The 22,798-nt window shown below is 70.0% G+C and carries 18 protein-coding genes; 12 read left to right on the forward strand and 6 right to left on the reverse strand.

Annotated elements, in window-relative coordinates; genetic code table 11:
- Positions 1-31: 31 nt before the first annotated feature.
- Positions 32-1,732, reverse strand: a complete 1,701-nt coding sequence (locus SAM23877_RS14530) for a peptidoglycan recognition protein family protein (protein ID WP_053142471.1) — start codon at positions 1,730-1,732, stop codon at positions 32-34.
- A 139-nt stretch (positions 1,733-1,871) separates the two neighbouring features.
- On the opposite strand from SAM23877_RS14530, the gene SAM23877_RS14535 reads away from it, so the two are divergent.
- The 6 genes from SAM23877_RS14535 (at position 1,872) to SAM23877_RS14560 (ending at position 11,886) form a co-directional block, all read left to right on the forward strand.
- The gene (locus SAM23877_RS14535) at positions 1,872-2,636 is read left to right on the forward strand and encodes a TIGR03089 family protein (RefSeq protein WP_053132087.1); all 765 of its coding nucleotides are present in this window, start codon (positions 1,872-1,874) and stop codon (positions 2,634-2,636) included.
- 336 nt (positions 2,637-2,972) lie between these two features.
- A complete protein-coding gene (locus SAM23877_RS14540; protein WP_053132090.1) occupies positions 2,973-4,199 on the forward strand; it encodes an LCP family protein in 1,227 nt (408 codons plus the stop codon).
- A gap of 334 nt (positions 4,200-4,533) precedes the next feature.
- Positions 4,534-6,309 (forward strand): LCP family protein, encoded by a 1,776-nt coding sequence (locus SAM23877_RS14545; RefSeq protein WP_053132094.1) that lies wholly within the window; start codon positions 4,534-4,536, stop codon positions 6,307-6,309.
- A gap of 199 nt (positions 6,310-6,508) precedes the next feature.
- Complete coding sequence (locus tag SAM23877_RS14550) at positions 6,509-8,242, forward strand: LCP family protein (protein ID WP_174532216.1); 1,734 nt, start codon at positions 6,509-6,511, stop codon at positions 8,240-8,242.
- Positions 8,243-8,447: 205 nt separating this feature from the next.
- Positions 8,448-10,190 carry an LCP family protein gene (locus SAM23877_RS14555; protein WP_174532292.1) on the forward strand — a complete coding sequence of 581 codons (1,743 nt, stop codon included), beginning with the start codon at positions 8,448-8,450 and terminating at the stop codon, positions 10,188-10,190.
- 76 nt (positions 10,191-10,266) lie between these two features.
- Entirely contained in the window at positions 10,267-11,886 is a 1,620-nt protein-coding gene (locus SAM23877_RS14560; RefSeq protein WP_053132097.1) for an LCP family protein, read from the forward strand.
- A gap of 211 nt (positions 11,887-12,097) precedes the next feature.
- Here SAM23877_RS14560 and SAM23877_RS14565 read toward each other — a convergent pair whose 3' ends face one another.
- Positions 12,098-13,126, reverse strand: a complete 1,029-nt coding sequence (locus tag SAM23877_RS14565; RefSeq protein ID WP_053132100.1) for a glycosyltransferase family 2 protein — start codon at positions 13,124-13,126, stop codon at positions 12,098-12,100.
- Positions 13,127-13,264: 138 nt separating this feature from the next.
- Here SAM23877_RS14565 and SAM23877_RS14570 point away from each other — a divergent pair, with 138 nt between their 5' ends.
- Positions 13,265-14,776 (forward strand): LCP family protein, encoded by a 1,512-nt coding sequence (locus tag SAM23877_RS14570; protein ID WP_470439331.1) that lies wholly within the window; start codon positions 13,265-13,267, stop codon positions 14,774-14,776.
- A 21-nt stretch (positions 14,777-14,797) separates the two neighbouring features.
- Here SAM23877_RS14570 and SAM23877_RS14575 read toward each other — a convergent pair whose 3' ends face one another.
- Complete coding sequence (locus SAM23877_RS14575; RefSeq protein ID WP_174532217.1) at positions 14,798-16,084, reverse strand: LCP family protein; 1,287 nt, start codon at positions 16,082-16,084, stop codon at positions 14,798-14,800.
- A gap of 119 nt (positions 16,085-16,203) precedes the next feature.
- On the opposite strand from SAM23877_RS14575, the gene SAM23877_RS14580 reads away from it, so the two are divergent.
- The 4 genes from SAM23877_RS14580 (at position 16,204) to SAM23877_RS14595 (ending at position 19,082) form a co-directional block, all read left to right on the forward strand.
- Positions 16,204-16,770, forward strand: a complete 567-nt coding sequence (locus tag SAM23877_RS14580) for an acyl-CoA thioesterase (protein WP_053132108.1) — start codon at positions 16,204-16,206, stop codon at positions 16,768-16,770.
- A gap of 476 nt (positions 16,771-17,246) precedes the next feature.
- On the forward strand, positions 17,247-17,792 hold the full coding sequence (locus tag SAM23877_RS14585; protein ID WP_053132111.1) for a DUF6879 family protein: 546 nt from the start codon (positions 17,247-17,249) through the stop codon (positions 17,790-17,792).
- A 73-nt stretch (positions 17,793-17,865) separates the two neighbouring features.
- Positions 17,866-18,279, forward strand: a complete 414-nt coding sequence (locus SAM23877_RS14590; protein ID WP_053132123.1) for a hypothetical protein — start codon at positions 17,866-17,868, stop codon at positions 18,277-18,279.
- Between the two features lie 35 nt (positions 18,280-18,314).
- Positions 18,315-19,082, forward strand: a complete 768-nt coding sequence (locus SAM23877_RS14595; protein ID WP_079030207.1) for a transposase — start codon at positions 18,315-18,317, stop codon at positions 19,080-19,082.
- Between the two features lie 201 nt (positions 19,083-19,283).
- On the opposite strand, the gene SAM23877_RS37400 is transcribed toward SAM23877_RS14595, so the two are convergent.
- Positions 19,284-19,454: a helix-turn-helix domain-containing protein gene (locus SAM23877_RS37400; RefSeq protein ID WP_079030208.1), complete on the reverse strand. Its 171-nt coding sequence runs from the start codon at positions 19,452-19,454 to the stop codon at positions 19,284-19,286.
- Positions 19,455-19,536: 82 nt separating this feature from the next.
- Complete coding sequence (locus SAM23877_RS14600; RefSeq protein ID WP_053142478.1) at positions 19,537-20,082, reverse strand: hypothetical protein; 546 nt, start codon at positions 20,080-20,082, stop codon at positions 19,537-19,539.
- Between the two features lie 140 nt (positions 20,083-20,222).
- Here SAM23877_RS14600 and SAM23877_RS14605 point away from each other — a divergent pair, with 140 nt between their 5' ends.
- Positions 20,223-21,407, forward strand: a complete 1,185-nt coding sequence (locus tag SAM23877_RS14605; RefSeq protein ID WP_053132129.1) for a tyrosine-type recombinase/integrase — start codon at positions 20,223-20,225, stop codon at positions 21,405-21,407.
- A gap of 200 nt (positions 21,408-21,607) precedes the next feature.
- Here SAM23877_RS14605 and SAM23877_RS14610 read toward each other — a convergent pair whose 3' ends face one another.
- Positions 21,608-22,765, reverse strand: coding sequence for an acyl-CoA dehydrogenase (locus tag SAM23877_RS14610; protein WP_053132133.1), 1,158 nt, complete (start codon positions 22,763-22,765; stop codon positions 21,608-21,610).
- Positions 22,766-22,798: the final 33 nt, after the last annotated feature.

Genomic DNA, 22,798 nt, shown 5'->3' on the forward strand with positions numbered 1-22,798 from the left:
GCGCCTTCGGTGGTCGTGCGGTGTTCCGCCCTCAGCGGCCCTGGTACTTCGCCGCCGTCGAGCGGCTCGTGCCGAGCTTGGCGTAGAGCTTCTTGCCCGGGCAGCTCGTGGCGAAGCCGTCACGGTGACCGGAGATGACGTTCAGTCGTACGTTCTTACCTTTTCGGTAGAGATTCCCACCACCGGACTTCAGGTATGTCTTCCCGCGCGGATTCATGCCGTAGAGACCGAGCTTCCACGCGGTGAGCCGGGCGATCGCCTTCACGGCGGCCGACGACGGCTTCTTGGAGCTGTAGGTGCCGAGGACGGCGATTCCCATGCTGTTGGAGTTGAACCCCATGGTGTGGGCGCCCAGGACCGCCTTGGACACGCCCCCGGCCCGGCCCTCGTAGATCTTTCCGCACTTGTCGACGAGGAAGTTGTAGCCGACGTCGCGCCAGCCCATGCTGTTGACGTGGTAGCGGTAGATACTGCGGATGACTGACGGCGCCTGCGAGCAGGTGTAGTTGTTGCCGGTGGCCGAGTGGTGCACGAAGGCCGCCTTGACCTTCTTCGTGTACACGAACTTCTTCTCCCGCAGCTTCTCGTTGGCACCCCAGCCGCGGCGCGTGGTGATGCTCGGGCGGGGGCCGACGTACGGCTTGGCCCGCTGCTCCGCCGTCAGCGCGCCGGCACCGCCCGCGGAGAGGAGCGCGGCCTCGGTCTGGGCGCGGTTCAGGGCCGGGATCTCGGCGGCGCCGAGCGGGGCGAGCCCGGCGTTGACCGCGGAGGCGGCGAGTGCCTCGGCGGACTCCGCGGTCGTGACGGTGGTGCGGGGGCCGCCCTCCGGTCCCGGGGCCGCCGCGGGCGGGGCGCCCTCACCGGGGTCGATGAGTTCGAGACGCATGCCGGTGGGGAGCGGGGAGGCGGCGAGCGGGGCCGCGCCGGCGGCCCGGTCCGTCCCGGTGGAGCCGGTGGCCGTGCCGGGCCCGGTGGAGCCGGTGGTCGTGCCGGGCCCGGTGAGGGCGTCGGCCGTCGGGGCGTCGGCGGAGTCTTCGGTTGTGGGGGCGTCGGCGGAGTCGTGGTGTGTTGTGCGGTCGGCGGACTCGTGGGGCGCGTTGCGGTCGGCGGAGTCGTGGGTTGTCGGGGCGTCGGCGGACTCGTTGGGCGCGTTGCGGTCGGCTGAGTCGTGGGTTGTCAGGGCGTCGGCGGAGTCGTGGGTCGCGGCGTCGGCGGACTTGTCGGCCGTCGTGGTCTGGGAGCCTGGGGTCTCCGGGGTGCTCTCCGCCCGTACCCGCACCTCCACGCCGTCGGACTCGCCCACCCACAGCGGGGCGGTGGCGCCGCGGACGCGGCCCGAGGTGCTCTCGGTGCTGTCCGGGTCGGCGGCGTGGTCGGCGTTGTGCGTCTCCAGTTCCTGCCAGCCCGACCAGGTGCCGGTCGCGGTGGCGCGGGTACGGACCTGGACCTGTCCGTGCAGTTCCGTGGCCGGGTTGTCCCAGACGACACCGACCAGCGAGAAGTGCCGAACGTCCCGGCGGGGAACGCCCTGTTCGGCCGCGCCGGGAGCGCGGTCGCGGGCGGTTGGGGTGAGGGGCAGCGACTGGGTGCTGCCGGGGACGTACGCTTCGGCCGGCACCGCGGCGCCGTTCGTGGGCCGGGCCGCGGAGGTGGCCGCCGCGGGCGGGGCGAGCGGGAGGGCCAGGGCCGCCGCGCACGTGACACCGATCGAGGAAGCAAGGAATCCACGCATGCCCCTGATCGTGGACATCTCCGTACAAATCTGTCTATCCGTGACCTGACGGCCCGTAGGCCGTTCGTGTCCGATCCGGTGGCCGTGCGGTACGCCGTACGCCCGGTGCGCGCCCGGCTGCCCGCGTACGCTTGCGCGGGTGAACTCGACCGACCGCACCCCTGCCGACCTGCTGGGTTCCGCGCTCGCCGCGGACCCCGGACGCCCCCTGGTGACCTTCTACGACGACGCCACCGGCGAACGCGTCGAACTGTCCGTGGCCACCTTCGCCAATTGGGTGGCCAAGACCGCCAACCTGCTCCAGGACGAACTGTCCGTCGAACCCGGCGACCGGGTCGCGCTGCTGCTGCCCGCGCACTGGCAGACCGCGGTGTGGCTGCTGGCGTGCGCGTCGGTGGGTGTCGTCGCCGACGTGGCGGGTGACCCGGCGGCGGCCGGCGTGGTGGTGAGCGGGCCGGAGCCCGAGGCCCTGGAGGCGGCGCGGGCGTGCTCGGGCGCGCGGGTGGCGCTGGCCCTGCGACCGCTCGGGGGCCGGTTCGTGCCGCGCGCACCCGAGGGCTTCGCCGACTACGCCGTGGAGGTGCCGGGGCAGGGCGACCGCTTCGCGCCGTACGTGCCGGTCGATCCGGAGGCGCCCGCGCTGATCGTGGCGGGACGGGAGTTCAGCGGAGCGGAGGTCGTGGAGCGGGCTCGGGCGGAGGCGTCGGGGCTGGGGCTCACGGGTCCCGGGGCGCGCATCCTGTCGGGGTTGCCGTACGACACGTGGGAGGGGTTGAGCGCGGGCCTGTACGGGCCGTTGGCCAGTGGCGGGTCGGTGGTGCTGTGCCGGCACCTCGATCAGGCGGGGGCGGGCGTCCTGGACCAGCGGATCGAGGCGGAGAGGGTCTCGACCACGGCCCGGTGACCGTGGCTCGGTGGCCTCGGGCTCGATGACCGGGTTCGGTGGTCGCGGCTCGACGGCCACGGTTCGACGACTGCGGTTCGACGACTGCGGCTCGACGGCACCGGCTCGACGGCACCGGCTCGATGACCGGCTCGACGGCACCGGCTCGACGGCACCGGCTCGATGACCGGCTCGCCAACCGCGATCGGTCACCCCGGCCCGGCGGCCGCCCCCGCCCCGCACCACTCGCAGGCCTGTCAGGCCCGTCAGGCTCCTCGGAGTGCCCGGTGGGGCTGTCGGCCCGGCGGCTCCCCCGTTCGGCTCACCCCCGTTCCCCCTCCGGCCTCCGCCCGGGCCATGGTCGTAGGAGCGCACGTGTGCGGGACGGAGGGAGACGTGAGCGATGACGACGCAGGCACACCCCTCGGTGGGCTCGCGCCCGGGGCGGGGGCGTCGGCGACCGGGGACGGGCTGAGGCGTCGTCGGAGGCGACGGCTGGGGCGTTGGGGGATCGCGGTCGGCGTGCTGGCCGTCGGCGCGGCCGGGGCCGGATGGGCGGTGTACGCCAAACTGGACGGCAACATCACGGCGGACGAGGCGGCGGCGGCCGAACTCGCCCGGTACGACAAGGAGCGGCCCACCGCGCTGGTCCGCGGCGCGCAGAACATACTGCTGATCGGGTCCGACTCACGGTCCGGCGACGGCAACGCGCGCTACGGGCGCGACTCCGGCACCGAACGGTCGGACACCACGATCCTGCTGCACCTGGCGGCCGACCGGGACAGTGCCACCGCCGTCTCCCTCCCCCGCGACCTGATGGTGGACGTGCCCGGCTGCCGCCGCCCGGACGGTTCCCGCACCGCGCCCGTGTTCGCGCAGTTCAACTACGCCTACGAGGTGGGCGGTTCGGCATGCTCGATCAGGACGGTGGAGAAGCTGACCGGCATCCGGCTCGACCACCACGTGGTCGTCGACTTCCAGGGCTTCAAGAAGCTGGTCGACGCGCTCGACGGCGTCGAGGTGTGCCTGCGCAGACCGATCGACGACGAGGACGCCCAGCTGAAACTGCCCGCGGGGCGGGTGACGCTCGACGGGGAGCAGGCCCTCGGTTACGTCCGCGCCCGCAAGTCGCTCGGCGACGGCAGCGACACCGACCGGATGGACCGGCAGCAGCGTTTCCTGGGGGCGCTCGTCCACAAGGTGCAGAGCAACGACGTACTGCTGAACCCGGTGAAGCTCTATCCCGTGCTGGACGCGGCCACCTCGTCCCTCACGACGGACCCTGGCCTGGCGAGCCTGCGCGGTCTGTACGACCTCGTGCGCGGCCTGCGCGGCATTCCCACCGAACGTGTGCAGTTCCTGACCGTTCCGCGGGAGGCGTACGCGGGCGACGTCAATCGTGACCAGCTCGTGGAGCCCGACGCGGAGCGGCTGTTCACCCGGCTGCGGACGGACGAACCCGTGGCGGTCGGGGCGGCGGAGGAGCGGGAGAAGCCGGCCGGGGGCGCCCGGGAGCCGGGCGCCGGCGAGTCCCCGGCTCCGACGTTCAGCGGCAACACCGCGGCGGAGGACATCTGCGGGTGAAGCGCGGGCCAAGGGTGGGCAGGACGCGCGCAGGACGGGCCAAGAGTGGGCAGGATGTGCGCAGGGCGGGCCAAGAGTGGGCAGGACGCGCGCAGGACGGGCGCGAGCGGGGACCGCGAGAGCGGACAATTGTCCAATAAATACGCCGGATTGCCCGGTTGTAAGGCTCGTGGAATGTGTCACTGCCATCGCCTCGTCGCGAACGGGGCGGTTAATGTGAGCCGTCCGGTGCGCCCGGCCCCGAGGTTCTGCCCCGGGCCGCGCACCGGTCGAGCGAGACCGGGTGCCCGGAGGGGAGGGCGCCGCGTGGCCCCGACGGAGGATTCGGACAACCGTGGACGCGCAAGGCCGTGGGCGGGCGGAGCACATCGACCCCGCAGACCAGTGGGTACTCAATCCGGTCACCGGCGAATACGAACTGCGACCGCCCCCTTCCGCACCGCAGTCGGCGGCGGTCCCGGGACCCCGTGCCGCCGCGCCCGGCGGATCACGCCGGACGCCCGCCCCCGGCGGGTCGCGCCGCCGTGGCGCACAGGCCTCCGCGCCCGCCCCCTCGACCGCGCCGGACCGTGACGTCCCCGGTCCCCGCAGGCGCCGCAGGGCACCCGAGGAGCCGCCGCCCGGGCGGGGACGCCGGCGGCCGGCGAAGAAGTCCAAGGGCAGGAAGGTCCTGCTGTGGAGCGGCGGCACCATGGCGTTCGTCGTCCTGGCCGCCTGCACGGCCGGATACCTCTACCTGGAGCACCTGAACGACAACATCCAGTCCGTCGCCGACGACGGCGCGAGCACCGGTGGCTTCCAGAAGGACAAGGCCATCAACATCCTGCTGATCGGCACCGACAAGCGCACCGGCGCGGGCAACGAGGGCTACGGCGACACGGGCAGCGCCGGGCACGCGGACACCACGATCCTGCTGCACGTCGCCAAGGACCGCTCCAACGCCACCGCGCTCAGCATCCCCCGCGACCTGATCGTCGACATCCCCGACTGCCCGACCACCCAGGAGGACGGGACGCAGAAGATCATCCCCGGCTCCACCGGTGTCCGCTTCAACACCAGCCTCGGCCAGGACGGCCGCACGCCCAGCTGCACCATGCGCACCGTCACCGAGCTGACGGGGGTCACGCCCGACAACTTCATGGTGGCGGACTTCAACGCGGTCAAGACCCTGACCTCGGCGGTCGGCGGGGTCGAGGTCTGCCTGGCCAAGGACATCGACGACCCGGACTCGCACCTGAAGCTGCCGGCCGGCAAACACACCATCGAGGGCGAACAGGCCCTCGCCTTCGTCCGCACCCGGCACTCCGTCGGCTTCGGCGGCGACCTGAGCCGCATCGAGATCCAGCAGCAGTTCCTCAGCGCCCTGATGCGCAAGCTCAAGTCCAACGACACGCTCACCAGCCCCTCCAAGATGGTGAAGCTGGCGGAGGCGGCGACCGAGGCGCTGACCGTCGACTCCCAGCTGGACAGCATCGGCAAGCTGAAGGACCTCGGGCTGGAGCTGGGCAAGCTCAACACCAAGAACCTGACCTTCGCCACGGTGCCGGTGAAGGACAACCCGGCCGAGAAGGTCCCGGTGACCGTCGTCCTCCAGGAGGAGCCCGCCCAGCAGGTCTTCGGCATGATCCGGGACGACGTCTCCTTCACCGAGGTCAAGAAGAAGGAGTCGGAGAAGGAGAAGAAGGAGAAGGCCGCCGTCGCCGCCCGCCTCGAGGGCGAGAAGTCCGACCCCTCCGAGATCCGCGTCCGCGTCCTCAACGGCGGCGCCGCGGCCGGCAGCGCCCAGCAGGAGCTGATCCACCTCCAGACCGAGGCCGGCGTCACCAAGTCCGAGAACGCGGGCAACGCCGACACCGAACTGGCGAAGACCACCCTCGAGTACGCCCCCGACCAGGCCGACCAGGCCCGCGCCCTCGCCGAGATCCTCGGCCTGTCCGGCGCCGCCATGAAGCCCGGCGAGAGCGTCACCAACGCCCAGGGACTGCCCACCATGACCCTCACCCTGGGCAGGGACTTCAAGGAACCGGGAGTCAAGCTCGACGCCACCTCCGCGAAGGCGCCCGAGGAGGCCCGGAAGTCCACGGCGGACAAGGTCGCGTGCGCGAAGTGACCTGAAGGGTCCCGCGTGCGTCTGACAGTGCGACAGTCCATCGGTGTGCCCGCGGGACGGCCGGGACGGGGGTGACCCTCCGGGAGACGGGCAATCCGTCGGGGCCGCCGTACAGCCAACGAGGGGGCCCGTACGTCCAACTGTGCGAACAGGCGGCGCGCAGAGGCACGTTCGCGGGTCCGAGGGTGGGAAGAGGGACATGACGCAGAGCAGTGTGCACGGAGAGGGGACACGTCCCGACGCCACCCGGCGATCCCGGCGCGCCGGGGCCGGCCCGAGTAGGGGCGGGACGGGCGGCGCGGGAGACGGAAGCGGCAAGGGAAGCGGCGGCAGCAGCGGCAGCGGGCACGGGAAACGGTCCGGGCGGCGACGGGCGGGCGGACGCCGTCACCGCGCGCTCCGCTGGTCCGCGACGACCCTGGCGGTGCTGATACTCGCGACGGCCGGCGCCGGTTACCTCTACTACGAGCATCTGAACGGCAACATCGAGAAGGGCGAGCGCAGCAGCGGCGACTCCAAGGCGCAGCGGCCCGAGCCGAACGCGGCCGGACAGCGGCCCCTGAACATCCTGATGATCGGCTCGGACAGCCGGGCCTCGGACGCGAACGTCGCGCTGGGCGGCGGCAAGAACCACCGCGACAACCCGCCGCTGGGCGACGTGCAGATGCTCATCCACCTGGCGGCGGACCGCAAGAGCGCCGCGGTCGTGAGCATCCCCCGCGACACCCGGGTCGACATCCCCGCGTGCACGGACCCCGAGACCGACGAGGCCTACCCGGCGACCAACACGATCATCAACGAGTCCCTCGGACGCGGCGGCGCCGGCTGCACCCTCGCCACCTGGCAGAACCTCACCGGTGTCTACATCGACCACTGGATGACGATCGACTTCGCGGGCGTCGTGTCGATGGCGGACGCCGTCGGCGGGGTCGAGGTCTGCGTGAACCAGAACGTGTGGGACCGCCCGCTGCCCCGTGTGCCCGGCGGCTCGGGCCTGAAGATGACGGCCGGCTCGCACAAGGTGCAGGGCGAGCAGGCCCTCCAGTGGCTGCGCACCCGGCACGCCTGGGGCAGCGACCTGCTGCGGGCACGGGCGCAGCACATGTACATGAACTCGATGATCCGCACGCTCAAGCAGCAGAACATCTTCACCGACACCGGCCGGCTGATGGGCCTGGCCGAGGCGGCCACGAAGTCCCTGACGGTGTCCGAGGAGGTCGGCACCGTCAAGAAGCTCTACGACCTGGGCATGCAGCTCAAGACGGTGCCGACGGACCGCATCACCATGACGACGATGCCGACCGTCGAGGACCCGCAGGACCGGAACCACCTGCTCCCGGCTCCCGACGCCGACCAGATGTGGGCGATGCTCCGCGACGACGTGTCCTTCGACGACAAGGGCGGCTCGGCAGGCAAGGACGACGGCGGGAGCGGTGCGGACGGCGGGAGCGGCGGCAAGGGCTCCGGCGCCGGGGAGGAGGACCCCGGCGAGAAGCCCTCGCGGGATTCCGCCGCCCCCGACTCCGAGATCGGCGTCCTCGTCCAGAACGCCACGCGCTCGGCCACCCTCGGTCCGGTGGGCGGACGCGCGGGCACGATCGCCGAGGCGCTGGTGGAGCAGGGGTTCGACAAGGCGGCCAAGGACTCCTCGGCCTCGCTGTCCGAGGAGAGGACCGTGGTCCGCTATCCGAGCGCGGAGTCGGAGGGCGACGCGCTGCGCGTCGCCGAGGCGCTGGGCATTCCGGCGGCCTCGGTGCGGAAGTCCGCGGACGTGTCGGGGATCACGCTCGTCGTGGGAGCGGACTGGCGTTCCGGCACGTCCTACCCGAAACAGAGGACGCCCGAGGCGGGGGACCTGCCGGACACCAGCGACGCCCTCAACGGTTCGGACACCAGCAAGTGCATGGACGTCTACAAGCCCTACCGATGGTAGGAGCTCATGAAAATAGGAGGGAATGCCCGGTTGTAGGGGCGTCGACTTCGTCACCGGTGTCGTTCGACGCCGAACCGGGCGGATAGTCTGAGCGCTCCAGTGCCCCCGCCGCGAGGTCCGCCCTGGCGTCGTGCACATGTTGACCCTTTATCGTGCGCCTTCCGGCAGAAGGTGCCGCGTGGCCCCGACGAAGGACTGGGAGACCGTGGACGCGCAAGGACGTGGGCGGGCGGAGAACGTCGATCCCGCAGACCAGTGGGTACTGAATCCGCGCACGGGCGAATACGAACTGCGACTGTCCCCTTCCGCACCGCAGTCGGCCGTCCCCGGCCCTCGCAGGGCCGCCCCCCGTGACACCGACGCGGCGTCGCCCGCCGACGGCGGCACGGCCGGTCCGGCACGCCGTACGTCCGCGCCGGGCCGGGAGGTCCCGCCCCAGCGGCGTCGCCGCCCGGCACCCGAGGAGCCGGTGCCGGGGCGCCGGGGTCGCCGGCCGGCGAAGAAGTCGAAGGGCAAGAGGGCCCTGCTGTGGGTCGGCGGCAGCACCGCGTTCGTCGTCCTCGTGGCCGGCGTCGGAGGCTACGTCTACCTCAAGCACCTCGAGGGCAACGTCTCGACGACGGACGTCGGCGACGCCGGCAGCAGCAGCTTCAGCAAGGACGAGGCCTTCAACATCCTCGTCATCGGCACCGACAAGCGCACCGGTGCGGGCAACGAGGGCTACGGCGACACCGGCAGCGTCGGGCACGCGGATACCACGATCCTGCTGCACGTCGCCAAGGACCGCTCCAACGCGACCGCGCTCAGCATCCCCCGCGACCTGATCGTCGACATCCCCGACTGCGAGACCAAGCAGGAGGACGGCTCCACGGAGATCGTCCCCGGCGAGACGGGCGTCCGCTTCAACCGGAGTCTGGGCGAGGGCGGCCGGGACGCGGGCTGCACCATGCGCACCGTGAAGGAGGCGTTCGGCATCCAGCCGAACCACTTCATGATGGCCGACTTCAACGCGGTCAAGACGCTGACCACCGCCGTCGACGGCGTCGACGTCTGTGTGGAGAAGGCCGTCGACGACCCGAAGTCCCACCTCAAGCTGCCCGCGGGCGAGTCCAAGGTGGAGGGCGAGCAGGCCCTCGCCTTCGTCCGTACCCGCCATGCCTTCGGCAACGAGGGCGACCTGGACCGCATCAAGGTGCAGCAGCAGTTCCTGGGTTCGCTCATGCGGAAGATGTCCTCCAGCGACACCCTCACCAGCCCCACGAAGCTGGTGAAGCTGGCCGAGGCCGCGACCAAGGCGCTGACCGTGGACAGCGCCATCGGCAAGGTGGGCACGCTCAAGGACATGGCCCTGGAGTTGAAGAAGGTGCCGACGAAGAACATCACCTTCGCCACGGTGCCGGTGAAGGACAACCCCGCCGAGAAGGTCAAGGCGACGGTGGTGGTGGACGAGGCGAAGGCCCCGCAGGTCTTCGACATGATCAGGAACGACATCTCCTTCACCGAGGTCAAGAAGAAGGAGAAGAAGGAGAAGGCCGCCGTCGCCGCCCGCCTCGAGGGCGAGAAGTCCGACCCCTCCGAGATCCGCGTCCGCGTCCTCAACGGCGGCGCCGCGGCCGGCAGCGCCCAGCAGGAGCTGAACTACCTCCAGACCGAGGCCGGCGTCACCAAGTCCGAGAACGCGGGCAACGCCGACACCGAACTGGCGAAGACCACCCTCGAGTACGCCCCCGACCAGGCCGACCAGGCCCGCGCCCTCGCCGAGATCCTCGGCCTGTCCGGCGCCGCCATGAAGCCCGGCGAGAGCGTCACCAACGCCCAGGGACTGCCCACCATGACCCTGACCCTCGGCAAGGACTTCAAGGGCGCCGGGGTGAAGCTCGACGCCACCTCCGTGAAGACGCCGGAGCTGGACAAGTCCACGGCCGACCAAGTGCAGTGCGCCAGTTGACCTGACGGGCCCGTCGTACGTCTGACAGGACGGTGACGGGCCCGCGGGGTGGCGCGGGGGTGGGGAGGGACGCGAAATGACGCGGAGCAGTGTGCAGGGGGAGGACACGCGGCAGGGCGCTTCGGACGCCCCGGAGCGTGCGGAGGCGGTCGAGGGGGCGGGAGGCGACGACGGCGAGAGCGGTGCCGAGCCCGGCAGACGCCGGCCGCGCGGCCGGCGCCGTGCGCTCCGCTGGACGGCGGTGGTCTTCGCCGTGCTCCTGACCGGTACGGCCGGCGCCGGGTACCTCTACTACGAGCACCTCAACGACAACATCCGCAAGGACCCCCTCAACCTGGGCGACGCCAAGGTCGCCGCGCCCACGCCGAACGCGGCCGGGCAGACCCCGCTGAACATCCTCGTGATCGGCTCGGACGCGCGGGACAGCGCGGAGAACCAGCAACTGGGCGGCGCCCGCGAGACGTTCGGTTCCACGCCGCTGGCGGACGTGCAGATGCTGGTGCACCTGTCCGCGGACCGCAGCAACCTGTCGGTCGTCAGCATGCCGCGCGACACCCTGGTGAAGATCCCCAAGTGCACCTCCCCGGACGACGGCACGGTGTACCCGGCGAGCGAGGGCCGGGTGATGACCAACCAGAGCCTCGGCCACGGCGGTCCCGGCTGCACGGTGGCCACCTGGCAGGAACTCACCGGCATCCACATCGACCACTTCGTGATGGTCGACTTCGCCGGCGTGGTGTCGATGGCGGACGCCGTCGGCGGCGTCCCGGTGTGCGTGGACGCCAACATCCACTCCCGCGACGGCCAGGGCCACGGCTCCGGCCTGAAGCTGGAGAAGGGCACCCACCCGGTCCAGGGCGAGCAGGCCCTGCAGTGGCTGCGCACCCGCTACGGCTTCGAGGACGGCAGCGACCTCGCGCGGGCGAAGGCCCAGCACATGTACCTGAACTCGATGGTCCGGGTGCTGCGCGAGAACGCGACCCTGAGCAGCCCGAACAAGCTGCGCAGGCTGGCCGAGGAGGCCACCCGGGCGCTCACCGTCGACCCGGGCCTGGACACCGTCAAGAAGCTGTACGACCTCAGCGACGAACTGCGCAAGGTGAAGCCGGAGCGCATCACCATGACCACGATGCCCAACCGCTACGTGGGCGCGCGCGTGGAGCCGACCGAGGACGCGGAGCAGTTGTTCCGGCTGGTGCGCGAGGACATCGCCCTGGACGGCAAGGACGCGAGGAAGAAGGAGCCCGCCCCGGCGACGACCCCTCCGGCGGACCCCGCGGCTCCCGACGACGCCCTCGCGGTCCAGGTCCGCAACGGCACCCGCACCGACCGCCTCGGCACGGCCCCCGGACGCGCGAACACCGTCGCGGGGCTGCTGGTGGAGCAGGGCTTCACCCAGGCCGTGGCCGACCCCTCGGTACTGCCGAGCGAGGACCGTACGGTCGTCCGCTACCCGAGCGCCGACCTGGAGGGCGACGCGCGGCGGGTCGCCGAGTCCCTCGGTGTACCGGTGGGTTCGGTGCAGCGGTCGACGGACGTCTCGGGCGTCACGCTGATCGTGGGCGCCGACTGGCGCGAGGGGACGGAGTACGAGGCGCCCGTGTCCGACGACCGCACCCCGGAGTCGGCCCAGGCCCTCAACGGGGCGGACGAGAGCACCTGCATGCACGTCGACCCGGCCTTCACCTGGTCCTGACGGACGGGCCCGGTCCACGTGTACGCCAAGGGCTCCTGCGTCGACTACGGCGGCACGGCCGGCAACGGCTGCCACCTCCAGATCGACTGCGGCGTGCACCGCGGCTGACGGGCGTGCGCCGCCTCCGGCCGACCGGGCCTCCCGGACGGCCGGGACCGACCGATGGGGCCTCCCGGACGGCCGGGACCGGGCGGTCGGGCGGCCCTGTCGCTCAGGCCTCGCTGAGCACCGCGGGCCGACGCGAGGCGATCACCTTGCGCGCCAGCGACCGCGGGCTGGTCAGGAAGCCCCAGCCCCAGGACATGTGCATGGTCGCCAGCGCCACGGGGATCTGCGCCCGCGCCTTCAGCCCCAGCCCCTTGCCCGCCGGGATCGAGCCCGCGGCGATCGCCGCCAGATAGCCGCCGGGCACCACGAAGCCCCACGGCGTCAGCGCCGCGCCCACCACGACACCGGCCGCGATGGCGCACACGGCCGTCGGCGGGGCGAGGTAACGCAGGTTGATCGAGCCGGAGTGGTAGCGGGCGACGACGTGCCGCCAGCGGCCGTAGTTCTTGTACTGCGTGGCCAGCGCCCGCACGGACGGCCGCGGGCGGTAGGACACCTTCAGCTCCGGCGAGAACCAGATCAGGCCGCCGGCCTCGCGGATGCGGAAGTTCAGCTCCCAGTCCTGGGCGCGGATGAACTCCTCGTTGTAGCCGCCCTGCCGCTCCAGCGCCTCGCGCCGGAAGACACCGAGGTACACCGTCTCGGCGGGACCCGCCTGCCCTCCCGTGTGGAAGGCGGCGTTGCCCACGCCGATCTTCGACGTCATCGCGGCGGCGACGGCGTCCTCCCAGGCGTTCTCGCCCTCGGCGTGCATGATGCCGCCCACGTTCTGCGCGCCGGTCTCCTCCAGGAGCCGTACGGCCGTGGCGATGTAGTTCGGCGACAGCATGCCGTGGCCGTCGACGCGGACGACGACCGGATGGCGGGAGGCCTTGATCGCGGCGTTCAGCGCGGCGGGCGTACGGCCGGTGGGATTCGGCACGGTGTGCACGCGCGGATCCTCGGCGACGAGCTCGGCGGCGATCTCGTCCGTACGGTCCGTCGAGGGACCGAGGGCGATCACGACCTCCATCTCGCCGGTGTACTCCTGGGCGAGGATGGCGCGGACGGAACCGCGCAGGTGCCGCTCCTCGTTGAGGACGGGCATGATCACGGAAACGGCGGGCGGCCGCACGTCGGACTTGGCGTTCATCGGTGCTCACGTTACCGCGAACGGGGGACACGGGTGCGCGCCGCGGGGTCACAGACCCGGGCAGCAGATCGTATGGGCCTACGGTGCTCACGGATTCCACGCCCCGGCCGCACGGCCCGTCCTCGCGGAGGTGTCACCTTGCCCACGCCGCCCCGCTCCCCCCGGGTCCCGGCCTCGTCGCCCCGTGGCGGTCCCCCGCCCCAACGCGGCGGAGGGCGGCCCTCCCGGCGCCCGCCCGGGCCCCCCGTACGGCGGAGGAAGCCGCGCTGGGCCATGCGGGCGGTGACCGCGCTGTCGGTGGTGGTGCTCGCGTCCGCGGGGATCGGGCACGCGGTGCTCACCGGCCTCGACGCGGACATCTCGCGGGTCGACGCCTTCAAGGACATGAAGAACCGGCCCAGGGCGGGCGACGGCATGAACGTCCTCCTGGTCGGCACCGACGGCCGCGACAGCATCAGCGCCGAGGAGCGGCGCCGCTACAAGCTCGGCGGCGCCCCCTGCCACTGCACCGACACGATCATGATCGTGCACATCTCGGAGGACCGGGAACGCGCGAGCGTGGTGAGCCTGCCGCGCGACTCGTACGCCGAGACCCCCGACCACACCGACCGCACCACCGGTGAGCACCACAAGGGGCATCCGCTCAAGCTGAACGCGGCCTACGCCGAGGGCGGCCCGCAGCTGACCGTCCGCACCGTCGAGAACATGACCCGCGTGAAGATCGACCACTATCTGGAGGTCGACTTCACCAGCTTCATGAAGACCGTGGACGTCCTCGGCGGCGTGCGGATCTGCACCGCCCAGCCGCTCAAGGACCGCTACACCGGACTCGACCTGCCCGCGGGCACCCACGAGCTGAAGGGCGGGCAGGCGCTGCAGTACGTCCGCGCCCGCCACCTCGACGGGGCCTCGGACCTGAGCCGGATGAAGCGCCAGCAGCGCTTCCTGGCCGCCCTGATCGACCGGGCGACCTCCTCGGGGCTGCTGCTGAACCCGATCAGGTTCCGCGACGTCACCCGGGCGGTGCTGGGCTCGGTCCGGGCCGACGAGGGCTTCGGCACCGACGAGATGCTGGCGCTCGGGCGGGCGATGCGGAACTTCTCGCCGTCCTCCTCGGAGTTCACCACCGTGCCGATCGGACAGATGGGCTACGCCGTCAAGGGCGTCGGCTCCACCCTGAAGTGGGACCCGGCCAGGTCCGGGCGGATCTTCGACGCCCTGCGCGAGGACGAGCCGCTGACCGCGCCCAGGCCGAAGCCGAAGGGTCCGGCTCCGGTACGCGTGCCGGTGGACCCGAAGCAGATCCGCGTCCAGGTGGAGAACGGCACGCGCACGCCGGGCCTCGGCAGGCGGGTGGACGACGCCCTGGCCGCGACCGGGTTCCGCACCACCCGGGTGCCCAGGAACGCCACCGACCGCGCGGTGCAGCGGACCGTCGTCGCCTTCGACCCCCGCTGGGACAACTCGGCGAAGTCGCTGGCCGCCGCCCTGCCCGGCAGCGAGCTGCGGCCGGTCAAGGGCCAGGGCCCGACGCTGAAGGTGATCGCGGGCGCCGGCCTCAAGGACGTGCTGAAGGTGAGGCCGGCGGACCCGCCGCAGGAGTCGGGCACGGTGGTGCGGGGCGACGAGGTGGTGTGCGGGGAGCGGTGACCGGCCGCGGGCCCCGCGGGCTCAGTTGCCGGAGACGGTGACCTTCTCGTCGTTCTTCAGCTGCTCGACCAGCTGCTTCACCTTGGCGTCGTCCCACTTGAGGTTTCCGCCGACGCTGCCCGAGACCGGCATGTTCATCGAGGTCCCGTCGCCACCGCTGACGCTCTTCATCGCCCAGAACATGCTCGCCAGGTCGAACAGGCCCATGTCCTTGTCGACGACGAGGGAGTCCAGGCCCGCGCCCATGGTCGGGTACAGCTTGAACGGGTTGAGGACGGTCGACGGGGTGGCCACCTGGTTCGCCAGGGCCGACAGGAACTTCTGCTGGTTCTTCGTCCGGTCCAGGTCGGAGCCGGCCAGCGCGTACCGGGTGCGGACGAAGGCGAGGGCGTCCTCGCCGTTCAGGGTCTGCTTGCCCTTCTTGAAGTCGGCTCCGGACTTCGGGTCCTTGATGTCCTGCGGGATGTCCATCTCGACGCCGCCGACCGAGTCCACGATGTTGGCGAAGCCGGCGAAGCCGATCTCCACGTAGTGGTCGAGGCGCAGACCGGTGTTGTGCTCGACGGTGCGGACCAGCAGCTCGGGGCCGTCCTCCGCGTAGGCGGCGTTCAGCTTCACGTGCCGGCCCGTGCCCTCGTACTTCTTGCCGGACTCGGAGCCGACGAAGGAGGGGATCTCCACGTCCGAGTCACGGGGCAGGGAGATCAGCGTCGACCCGTTGTCCCCGGTGTGCAGGATCATCATCGAGTCGGTCCGCTTGCCCTCGGCGGAGCCGGTGTGCAGGTCCTTCTTCTGCTCGCTGGTCATGCCCTCGCGGCTGTCCGAGCCGACGATCAGGTAGTTCGTGCCCTCGCCGGCCCCAGGGCGTTCGATGACCTTGGACAGGTCGACCTCGCGGTTGAGCTTGGAGTCCGCCCAGAAGTAGGTGCCGACGCTCGTCACGACGACCACGGTGGCCAGCGTGATCGCGGTCCACTTGATCCGGCGGCGCCAGTCGGGCGCGGGCCGGCCGGGGCCGGGACCGCCGGCGCCCGGACCCCGGCCGCCGGGGCTGCCGTAGACCTGGCCGGTGTTGTAGCCGCTGTCGTAGCCGTCCTGTCCGCCGTGGCCCTGGCCGTCGACGTACGACGGCTGCTGCGGCACCCCGCCGCCGTACGGCGGGGCCGACGCCCCCGGCCCGGGCGGCGGCGCCGCGCCGCGGCGGACCTGGCGCATCACGCGCGCGCTCTCGGGCCGTGCGCTCGCGCTGCCGCGTCCGTACCGGTCGCCGCGGTTGTCACCGGACCATCCCTCGGGCCAATCATTCATGCGCACCAGTGTGCAGGTCCGCCCTACGGCCCATACAAGGGTCGTCGGAAAATAGGGTCGGCGCTGTTGCGAAGCTGACACAAATCGCACGGCTGTCGCCCCGGCATAAGGTGGAGGCCATGACAGACCAGGCAGAACAGGCCTCGGCCGCGCGGCCGGCGGCTCCGGAGATCCCGGGCAAGCCGACCTCGGCGTCCCGCACCACCCTCAGCCACATCATGACCCACAGCGACACCAACCTGCTGGGGACGGTGCACGGCGGAGTGATCATGAAGCTCGTCGACGACGCGGCGGGCGCCGTGGCCGGGCGCCACTCCGGCGGCCCCGCCGTCACCGCGTCCATGGACGAGATGGCGTTCCTCGAACCGGTCCGCGTCGGCGACCTCGTCCATGTGAAGGCCCAGGTCAACTGGACCGGCCGCAGTTCCATGGAGGTCGGCGTGCGGGTGCTGGCCGAGCGCTGGAACGAGTCCACCCCGGCCACCCAGGTCGGCTCGGCCTATCTGGTCTTCGCCGCGGTCGACGCGGACGGCAAGCCCCGCACGGTCCCGCCGGTGCTCCCCGAGACCGAGAAGGACAAGCGCCGCTACCAGGAGGCCCAGATCCGCCGCACCCACCGCCTGGCCCGCCGCCGCGCGATCATGGAGCTGCGGGAGCGGCGGGTGGCGGAGGGGTTCGACGACTGAGCGCCCGGTGCGCGCGACCGGTTACGGCAGGTTGCGCGCCATGACGATGCGCTGGACCTGGTTGGTGCCCTCGTAGATCTGCGTGCTTTACAGACCACACAGCCGTGACCTGCGCGAACACCCCTCCCAGAGGGAGGCTCCCCAGCATTTCCCCATGCTCATCAAGAGTCTGCCCAGGTGGGACCAGCCGCAGCAGAGACACAGCCGCAGCAGAGACACAACCGGATGGGCAGTGGACGAGCAGGCATGCGGGAGGTTACGCGGTTTCCCGTTCCGTCAACCGTGATCGCTTGACCCGCACGCCCGACCCTCGGGAGCATCGACCCGGATGCGAGGCACTGGCAGCGGCATGGGAGGGGAACCCAGACCATCACCAAGCTGGTCAGCACGTGTGACATCAAGTGACCACGGGCTTCAGATTCCTGCTCATGAAATCCTGGTCGAGATCCCGAAGGAACTGCTCCAGAAGGCCGTCCGTGACAACCTCATCTAAGACCCTCGGCGACCTCTTCGACTCGTTCGAGCATGAGGCTTTCCGTCTGGAGACCCTGGACGACTACAGCAAGTCCGGGAACGTCGACGCGTATCACGCCTACCTGGCCGGAGAGCCGCAGCCGGATGACTACAACGCCGGGTGGGTGGAGGAACTGCGCTCGCACACCGAAAAAGGGAAGCGGGTCTATAGGGTGCACATTCTGTCGCGCCCACTCACGGACTATCTTTGCTTCGAACTCGGGTGGGGCTACCGGAAGAACATGACCGGGGGCGAAGAGTTCTTCATCCTCGACATCACCGACAAACCAAATCCCCTGCACGGCGTGCCGGACTTCTGGTGCTTCGACTCGGAGTCCGTGGCCGTGATGAACTACGACAGGGCAGGAAAGTACCTGGGTTCGCAGGTACTGGAGACAGACCGGGCGGCGGAGTTCGTCAGCATCGGCGACGGAAGCGACAGCATGGCGGCTACCGAAGCGCATCGGCGTCCACAAAGGGCAGCAAGCCGCCAAAGACTTGTCCCGTAAGTGGTGGTCGAGGCAGGCGGGGCAAGGCGCAGTGGCAAGATGACGGCTTCGACGCTCCTGAGAGGTCATCTTCGTGCTCACGCCCGCCGACTACCTCGCACTGGCCCATGCTGAGAAGGACAGCGTCGTGCTGCAGCGTCTCGCGCAATGTCCGTACCCCTTCGTCTGGCAGGCCCTGGCTGCCAATCCCCACACCCCGCCCGTCGCCCTGCAGGAGCTGAGCACGGCCCGAGACAGCGTTTGGAACGACAACAGGCTCCTTTGTCTGCTGGCGAAACATCCCGGCGCGAACCCCGTCGTTCTTCGAGCTGTCCTCGGTGCCGTTGCCGCGAAGCTCGAAGAGGGCGAACGGCCCTACGCCGCCGTGCTCGCTCTCGCAGACCGGCTGGAGCTTGAAGCGGATGAGGTGAGGAAGCTCGGCAACCTCCGTGGCGCCTCTGCCCGTCTACGCCACCTGCTCAGACTGCGGTTGAGCCTTCGCACCTGAGCTGTCTCTCTGGTCACGGGTGAGATGATCTTGTTGTGGCTGGTGTGATCACGGCGTCGGAGCCCTCTTGGATAGCCCCTTTCACCGGGTTGAGTCCGCGGCAGTTCGGGAAGGTCGTGACGGTTTTGCGGCGTCAGGGCGCAGATGCGGTCCGCAGGGGCCGGCCGTGGAGCCTGTCACTGGAGGATCGGGCACTGCTGGTCGCGGCGTACTGGCGCACGAATCTGACCATGCGGCAGCTTGCTCCGCTGTTCGGGGTTTCCAAGTCGGCGGCGGCCCAGATCGTCGATCACCTCGGGCCAATGCTCGCCCTCCAGCCGCGCAAGCGGTTCGCGAAGGACACCGTGCTCATCGTGGACGGCACCCTGGTGCCCACCCGTGACCACACCGTCGCTGAGCAGTCGAAGAACTACCGATACTCCACCAACCACCAGGTGGTCATCGACGCCGACACCCGCCTCGTCGTGGTGGTCGGCCGACCCTTGCCCGGCAACCGCAACGACTGCAAGGCGTGGGAGGAGTCCGGGGCGAAGGCCGCCGTCGGCACGACGACGACCATCGCCGACGGCGGCTATCCGGGCACCGGGCTCGTTATGCCGCACCGGCGCCGAAAGGGCGAGGAGCTGCCCGGCTGGAAGCAGGCCCACAACAAGTCCCACAAGCAAGTCCGCGCCCGCGTCGAGCACGCTTTCGCTCGCATGAAGACTTGGAAGATTCTCCGCGATTGCCGCCTCAAAGGCGACGGCGTCCACGACGCCATGCTCGGCATCGTACGGATGCACAACCTCGCCCTCGCCGGATAGACCACCCGCCGTGCAGCAGTCCACCATGCCCGAGGCCACATAGAGATCATTTACGGGACAACGCTTAGCAGTGCATCCGCACGCTTCTCCAACTCGGCCTGTCCGCGTTCGTCCAGAGGTGGAATCGCCTTGGTCACGTAGTCCTCTCAACAAACAAAAAGCCCTCGAATTACCTCGGGGGCGCTCACTTCTTACAGCTCTTCAGTTCTGGCAGTCCAGCCACTTGTCCAAGTCGGCCGGTCGGCAGCGGAGAGACTGACCCATCTTGCGGAACGGGATCTGCTCGGCCTTCCAGTTCCCGTACACCCACGACCGGGGTTTGTTCGAGTAGTTGGCAACTTCGTCAACCGTCATGAGCTTGTCACGCGCCATTTTTGCCCCTCAAGAAACAAGAAAGCCCCCGAAGACCCTCGGGGGCTCAACGCTTAACATGTGCTGGGGAATTAAGCCGATCTCATTCGCTTCCGGCTTCAGCCAGCTCCCCAAGCACAGTTCTGGCCTTTTCCGTCAACTCGCCTCCGGCCTTGCCAGCGACCGTGGTCAGGAAACCGTCCCTTCTGGCCCGCTTCAGGTGATCCTTCACCGTCTCGGGTCGACGGCCGATGAGCCGGGACAGCCACGGAACAGGCGCAGGCGCCCCCATGTCAGCCATGGCGGTGTACGTGGCCGCAAGCAGTGCCAAGTACCGCTCGGAAATCCCGTCCCCCTCCAGGGCGAGCCCGGCTGCTTCTCCCATCTCGTTGATCTTCGCTGCCACCTCGTCCAGCGTCCGCTGGGCTTCAGGGGCCTGCTTCGCCAAGCTCAGGGCCGCCGCCATGTCGAGCCTGCGCAGGACGGTGGTCGAGATGCCACGCACGGTCTCACGAGGAGGCGCACCCTCGGCCGGCTCGATGGTGATCCGCTGGGGTCCGCCATTGATCGGCCCTACGGGCCACCACATGCGCACCACCCATGCGCCTTGCTGCTGCGTGATCTCGAACCCGCTGTCATCTGCTTCCATACCCTCAACGTAGCACACCCAGGGGGTTCCACCCTGGGTTGACAACTCAGGGTGGTCACTGTGCAGACTTGAGGTGCCGGGATTGACCGGCGCGACGGCGGGGCGGTCCCGTGCGTCTACAGCAGGAGGGGGCTGCCTCAGTGGCAAGGGCATGGGTCGCACGGTCCAAGGACGACCCGAAGAAGTGGACGACGTTCTGGTACGACCCCGACGGCAAGCAGCGTCAGAAGACCTTCGCGACCAAGGCGCGAGCGGACGACCAGCGCAAGCGCAAGGAACAGGAACTCGACGCCGGAACGTATCTCGACGACCGGTTGGGCAAGCAGCCGGTGGCGGCCGTCTGGGAGCAGTGGACCAATCAAAGGAAGCTGACGAACAGCACTAAGAAGCAGTACCGGTCCATCCTCAACACGACCATTGAGCCGTTCTTCAAGGCTCGTTCCATCGTGTCTCTGAAGGTCGCCGACATTGAGCAGTGGCTCTTGTGGATGGAGAGGGACCGCAATCTCTCGGCCCGGACGCGGCGTCAGCGGTTCTCGTTCTTCTCCGGAATGATGGACTGGGCTGTCGTCAACGAGATCATCGGGCGGAACCCCTGCAAGAAGGTCAAGGGCGCCGGGAGCCGGGCCAAGGAGATCCGGGAGCACAAGAGCAAGGGTCGTCGGCTCACAACGCGTGAGGTGCTGGCGATGTTGGAAGCCTGCCCTCCCCGCTACCGCGCGATGCTGTGGCTGATGGCGGGGTGCGGCCTGCGGCTGGGCGAAGCCATGGCCGTCTCCCGCGATCAGATCGACTTCAAGGCCGAGAGCCTTCGAGTGGACTTCCAGATCACCGAGGACGGGGAGACCGAGTCAGGCAAGAACAGCGCTCTTCAGCGGCGGCACATCAAGGCTCGGGATGAGGAAGAGCCGGGGCGCATCGTGCCCCTGCCGCCCAACGTCGCCTTCGAGCTGCGGCGACACATCAAGAATCACGGTGTGTGGGGGCCGGAACGGCTCCTCTTCCCCAACGTGACGCGGACCGGGTACCTGTACGCGTCGTACTTCTACCCGAAGATCTGGTTGGTGGCGCTGGACAAGGGCGGGGTGACCTACTGCAAGGCGCACTCGCTCCGGCACTACTACGGCTCCCGCCTGCTGTACGCCGGAGTCCCTGAGAACGACGTGGCGGACTGGATGGGCCACAGCTGCACGGACGTGCTCAGGGAGCACTACCACTACATCTTCGAAGGCGCCGAGCAGCGCGGCCGGGCCGCCATCGCAACCATGCTGACGCCCGGCGCCGATGACCCCGACGACCCCACAGACACGTCAGAGGTCGCCTGATCCCCACACGACAACAGCCCCCGGCAACTCGCCGGGGGCTGCGTTCGTTTGTGCTGGTCAGCGGGTGTTTTCGAGTCGCCAGCTCCCCAGGATTCCCCCAGCATGACGCCCATGAACGGCCCTGATCAGGCCGCAACGGGCAGAAAGCCGAGAGCGCTCCTTCGGAGCCTCAGAACCGCCTCTGACCTGCAAAAACCCTGCTACGGAAGGTTCCTGGCCATGACGATCCGCTGGACCTGATTCGTGCCTTCATAAATCTGCGTGATCTTGGCGTCGCGCATCATGCGCTCGACCGGGTAGTCACGGGTGTAGCCGTAGCCGCCGAGGAGCTGGACCGCGTCGGTGGTGACCTCCATGGCCACGTCGGAGGCGAAGCACTTGGCGGCGGCTCCCTGGAAGGTCAGGTCGCCGTCCCCCCGCTCCGACTTGGCGGCCGCGGCGTAGGTCAGCTGCCGGGCGGCCTCGATCTTCATGGCCATGTCGGCGAGCATGAACTGGATGCCCTGGAAGTCGGCGATCGGCTTGCCGAACTGCTTGCGCTCCTTGACGTAGCCCTTGGCGTAGTCGAGCGCGCCCTGGGCGATGCCGAGGGCCTGGGCGGCGATGGTGATGCGGGTGTGGTCCAGCGTCTTCATCGCCGTGGCGAAGCCGGTGCCCTCCTCGCCGATCATGCGGTCGGCGGGGATGCGGACGTTGTCGAGGTAGACCTCGCGGGTCGGCGAGCCCTTGATGCCGAGCTTCTTCTCCGGGGCGCCGAAGGAGACGCCCTCGTCGGACTTCTCGACGACGAAGGCGGAGATGCCCTTGGAGCGCTTGGTGGGGTCGGTCACGGCCATCACCGTGTAGAACTCCGACTCGCCCGCGTTGGTGATCCAGCGCTTGACGCCGTTGAGCACCCAGAAGTCGCCGTCGCGCACGGCCTTGGTCTTCATGCCGGCCGCGTCGGAGCCCGCGTCGGGCTCGGAGAGGCAGTAGGAGAACATGCCCTCGCCCTTGGCGAGCGGCGCCATGTACTTCTTCTTCAGCTCCTCGGAGCCGGAGAGGATCACCGGCAGGGAGCCGAGCTTGTTCACCGCCGGGATGAGGGACGAGGACGCGCAGACGCGGGCGACCTCCTCGATGACGATCACCGTGGCGAGGGCGTCGGCGCCCGCGCCGCCGTACTCCTCGGGCACGTGCACCGCGTGGAGGTCGTTCGCGGTGAGGGCGTCGAGGGCCTCGCGCGGGAAGCGGGCCTCCTCGTCCACCGCGGCGGCGTGCGGCGCGATCTTCGCCTCGGCCAGGGAGCGGACGGCGTCCCGGAGCATGTCGTGCTCCTCGGACGGGCGGTACAGGTCGAAATCAGCCGATCCGGCCAAGGTCTCTCACGCTCCAAAACGCTGTGATGCTGG

Origin of the sequence: Streptomyces ambofaciens ATCC 23877 (genome assembly GCF_001267885.1) — a bacterium.
Lineage (GTDB): Bacteria > Actinomycetota > Actinomycetes > Streptomycetales > Streptomycetaceae > Streptomyces > Streptomyces ambofaciens.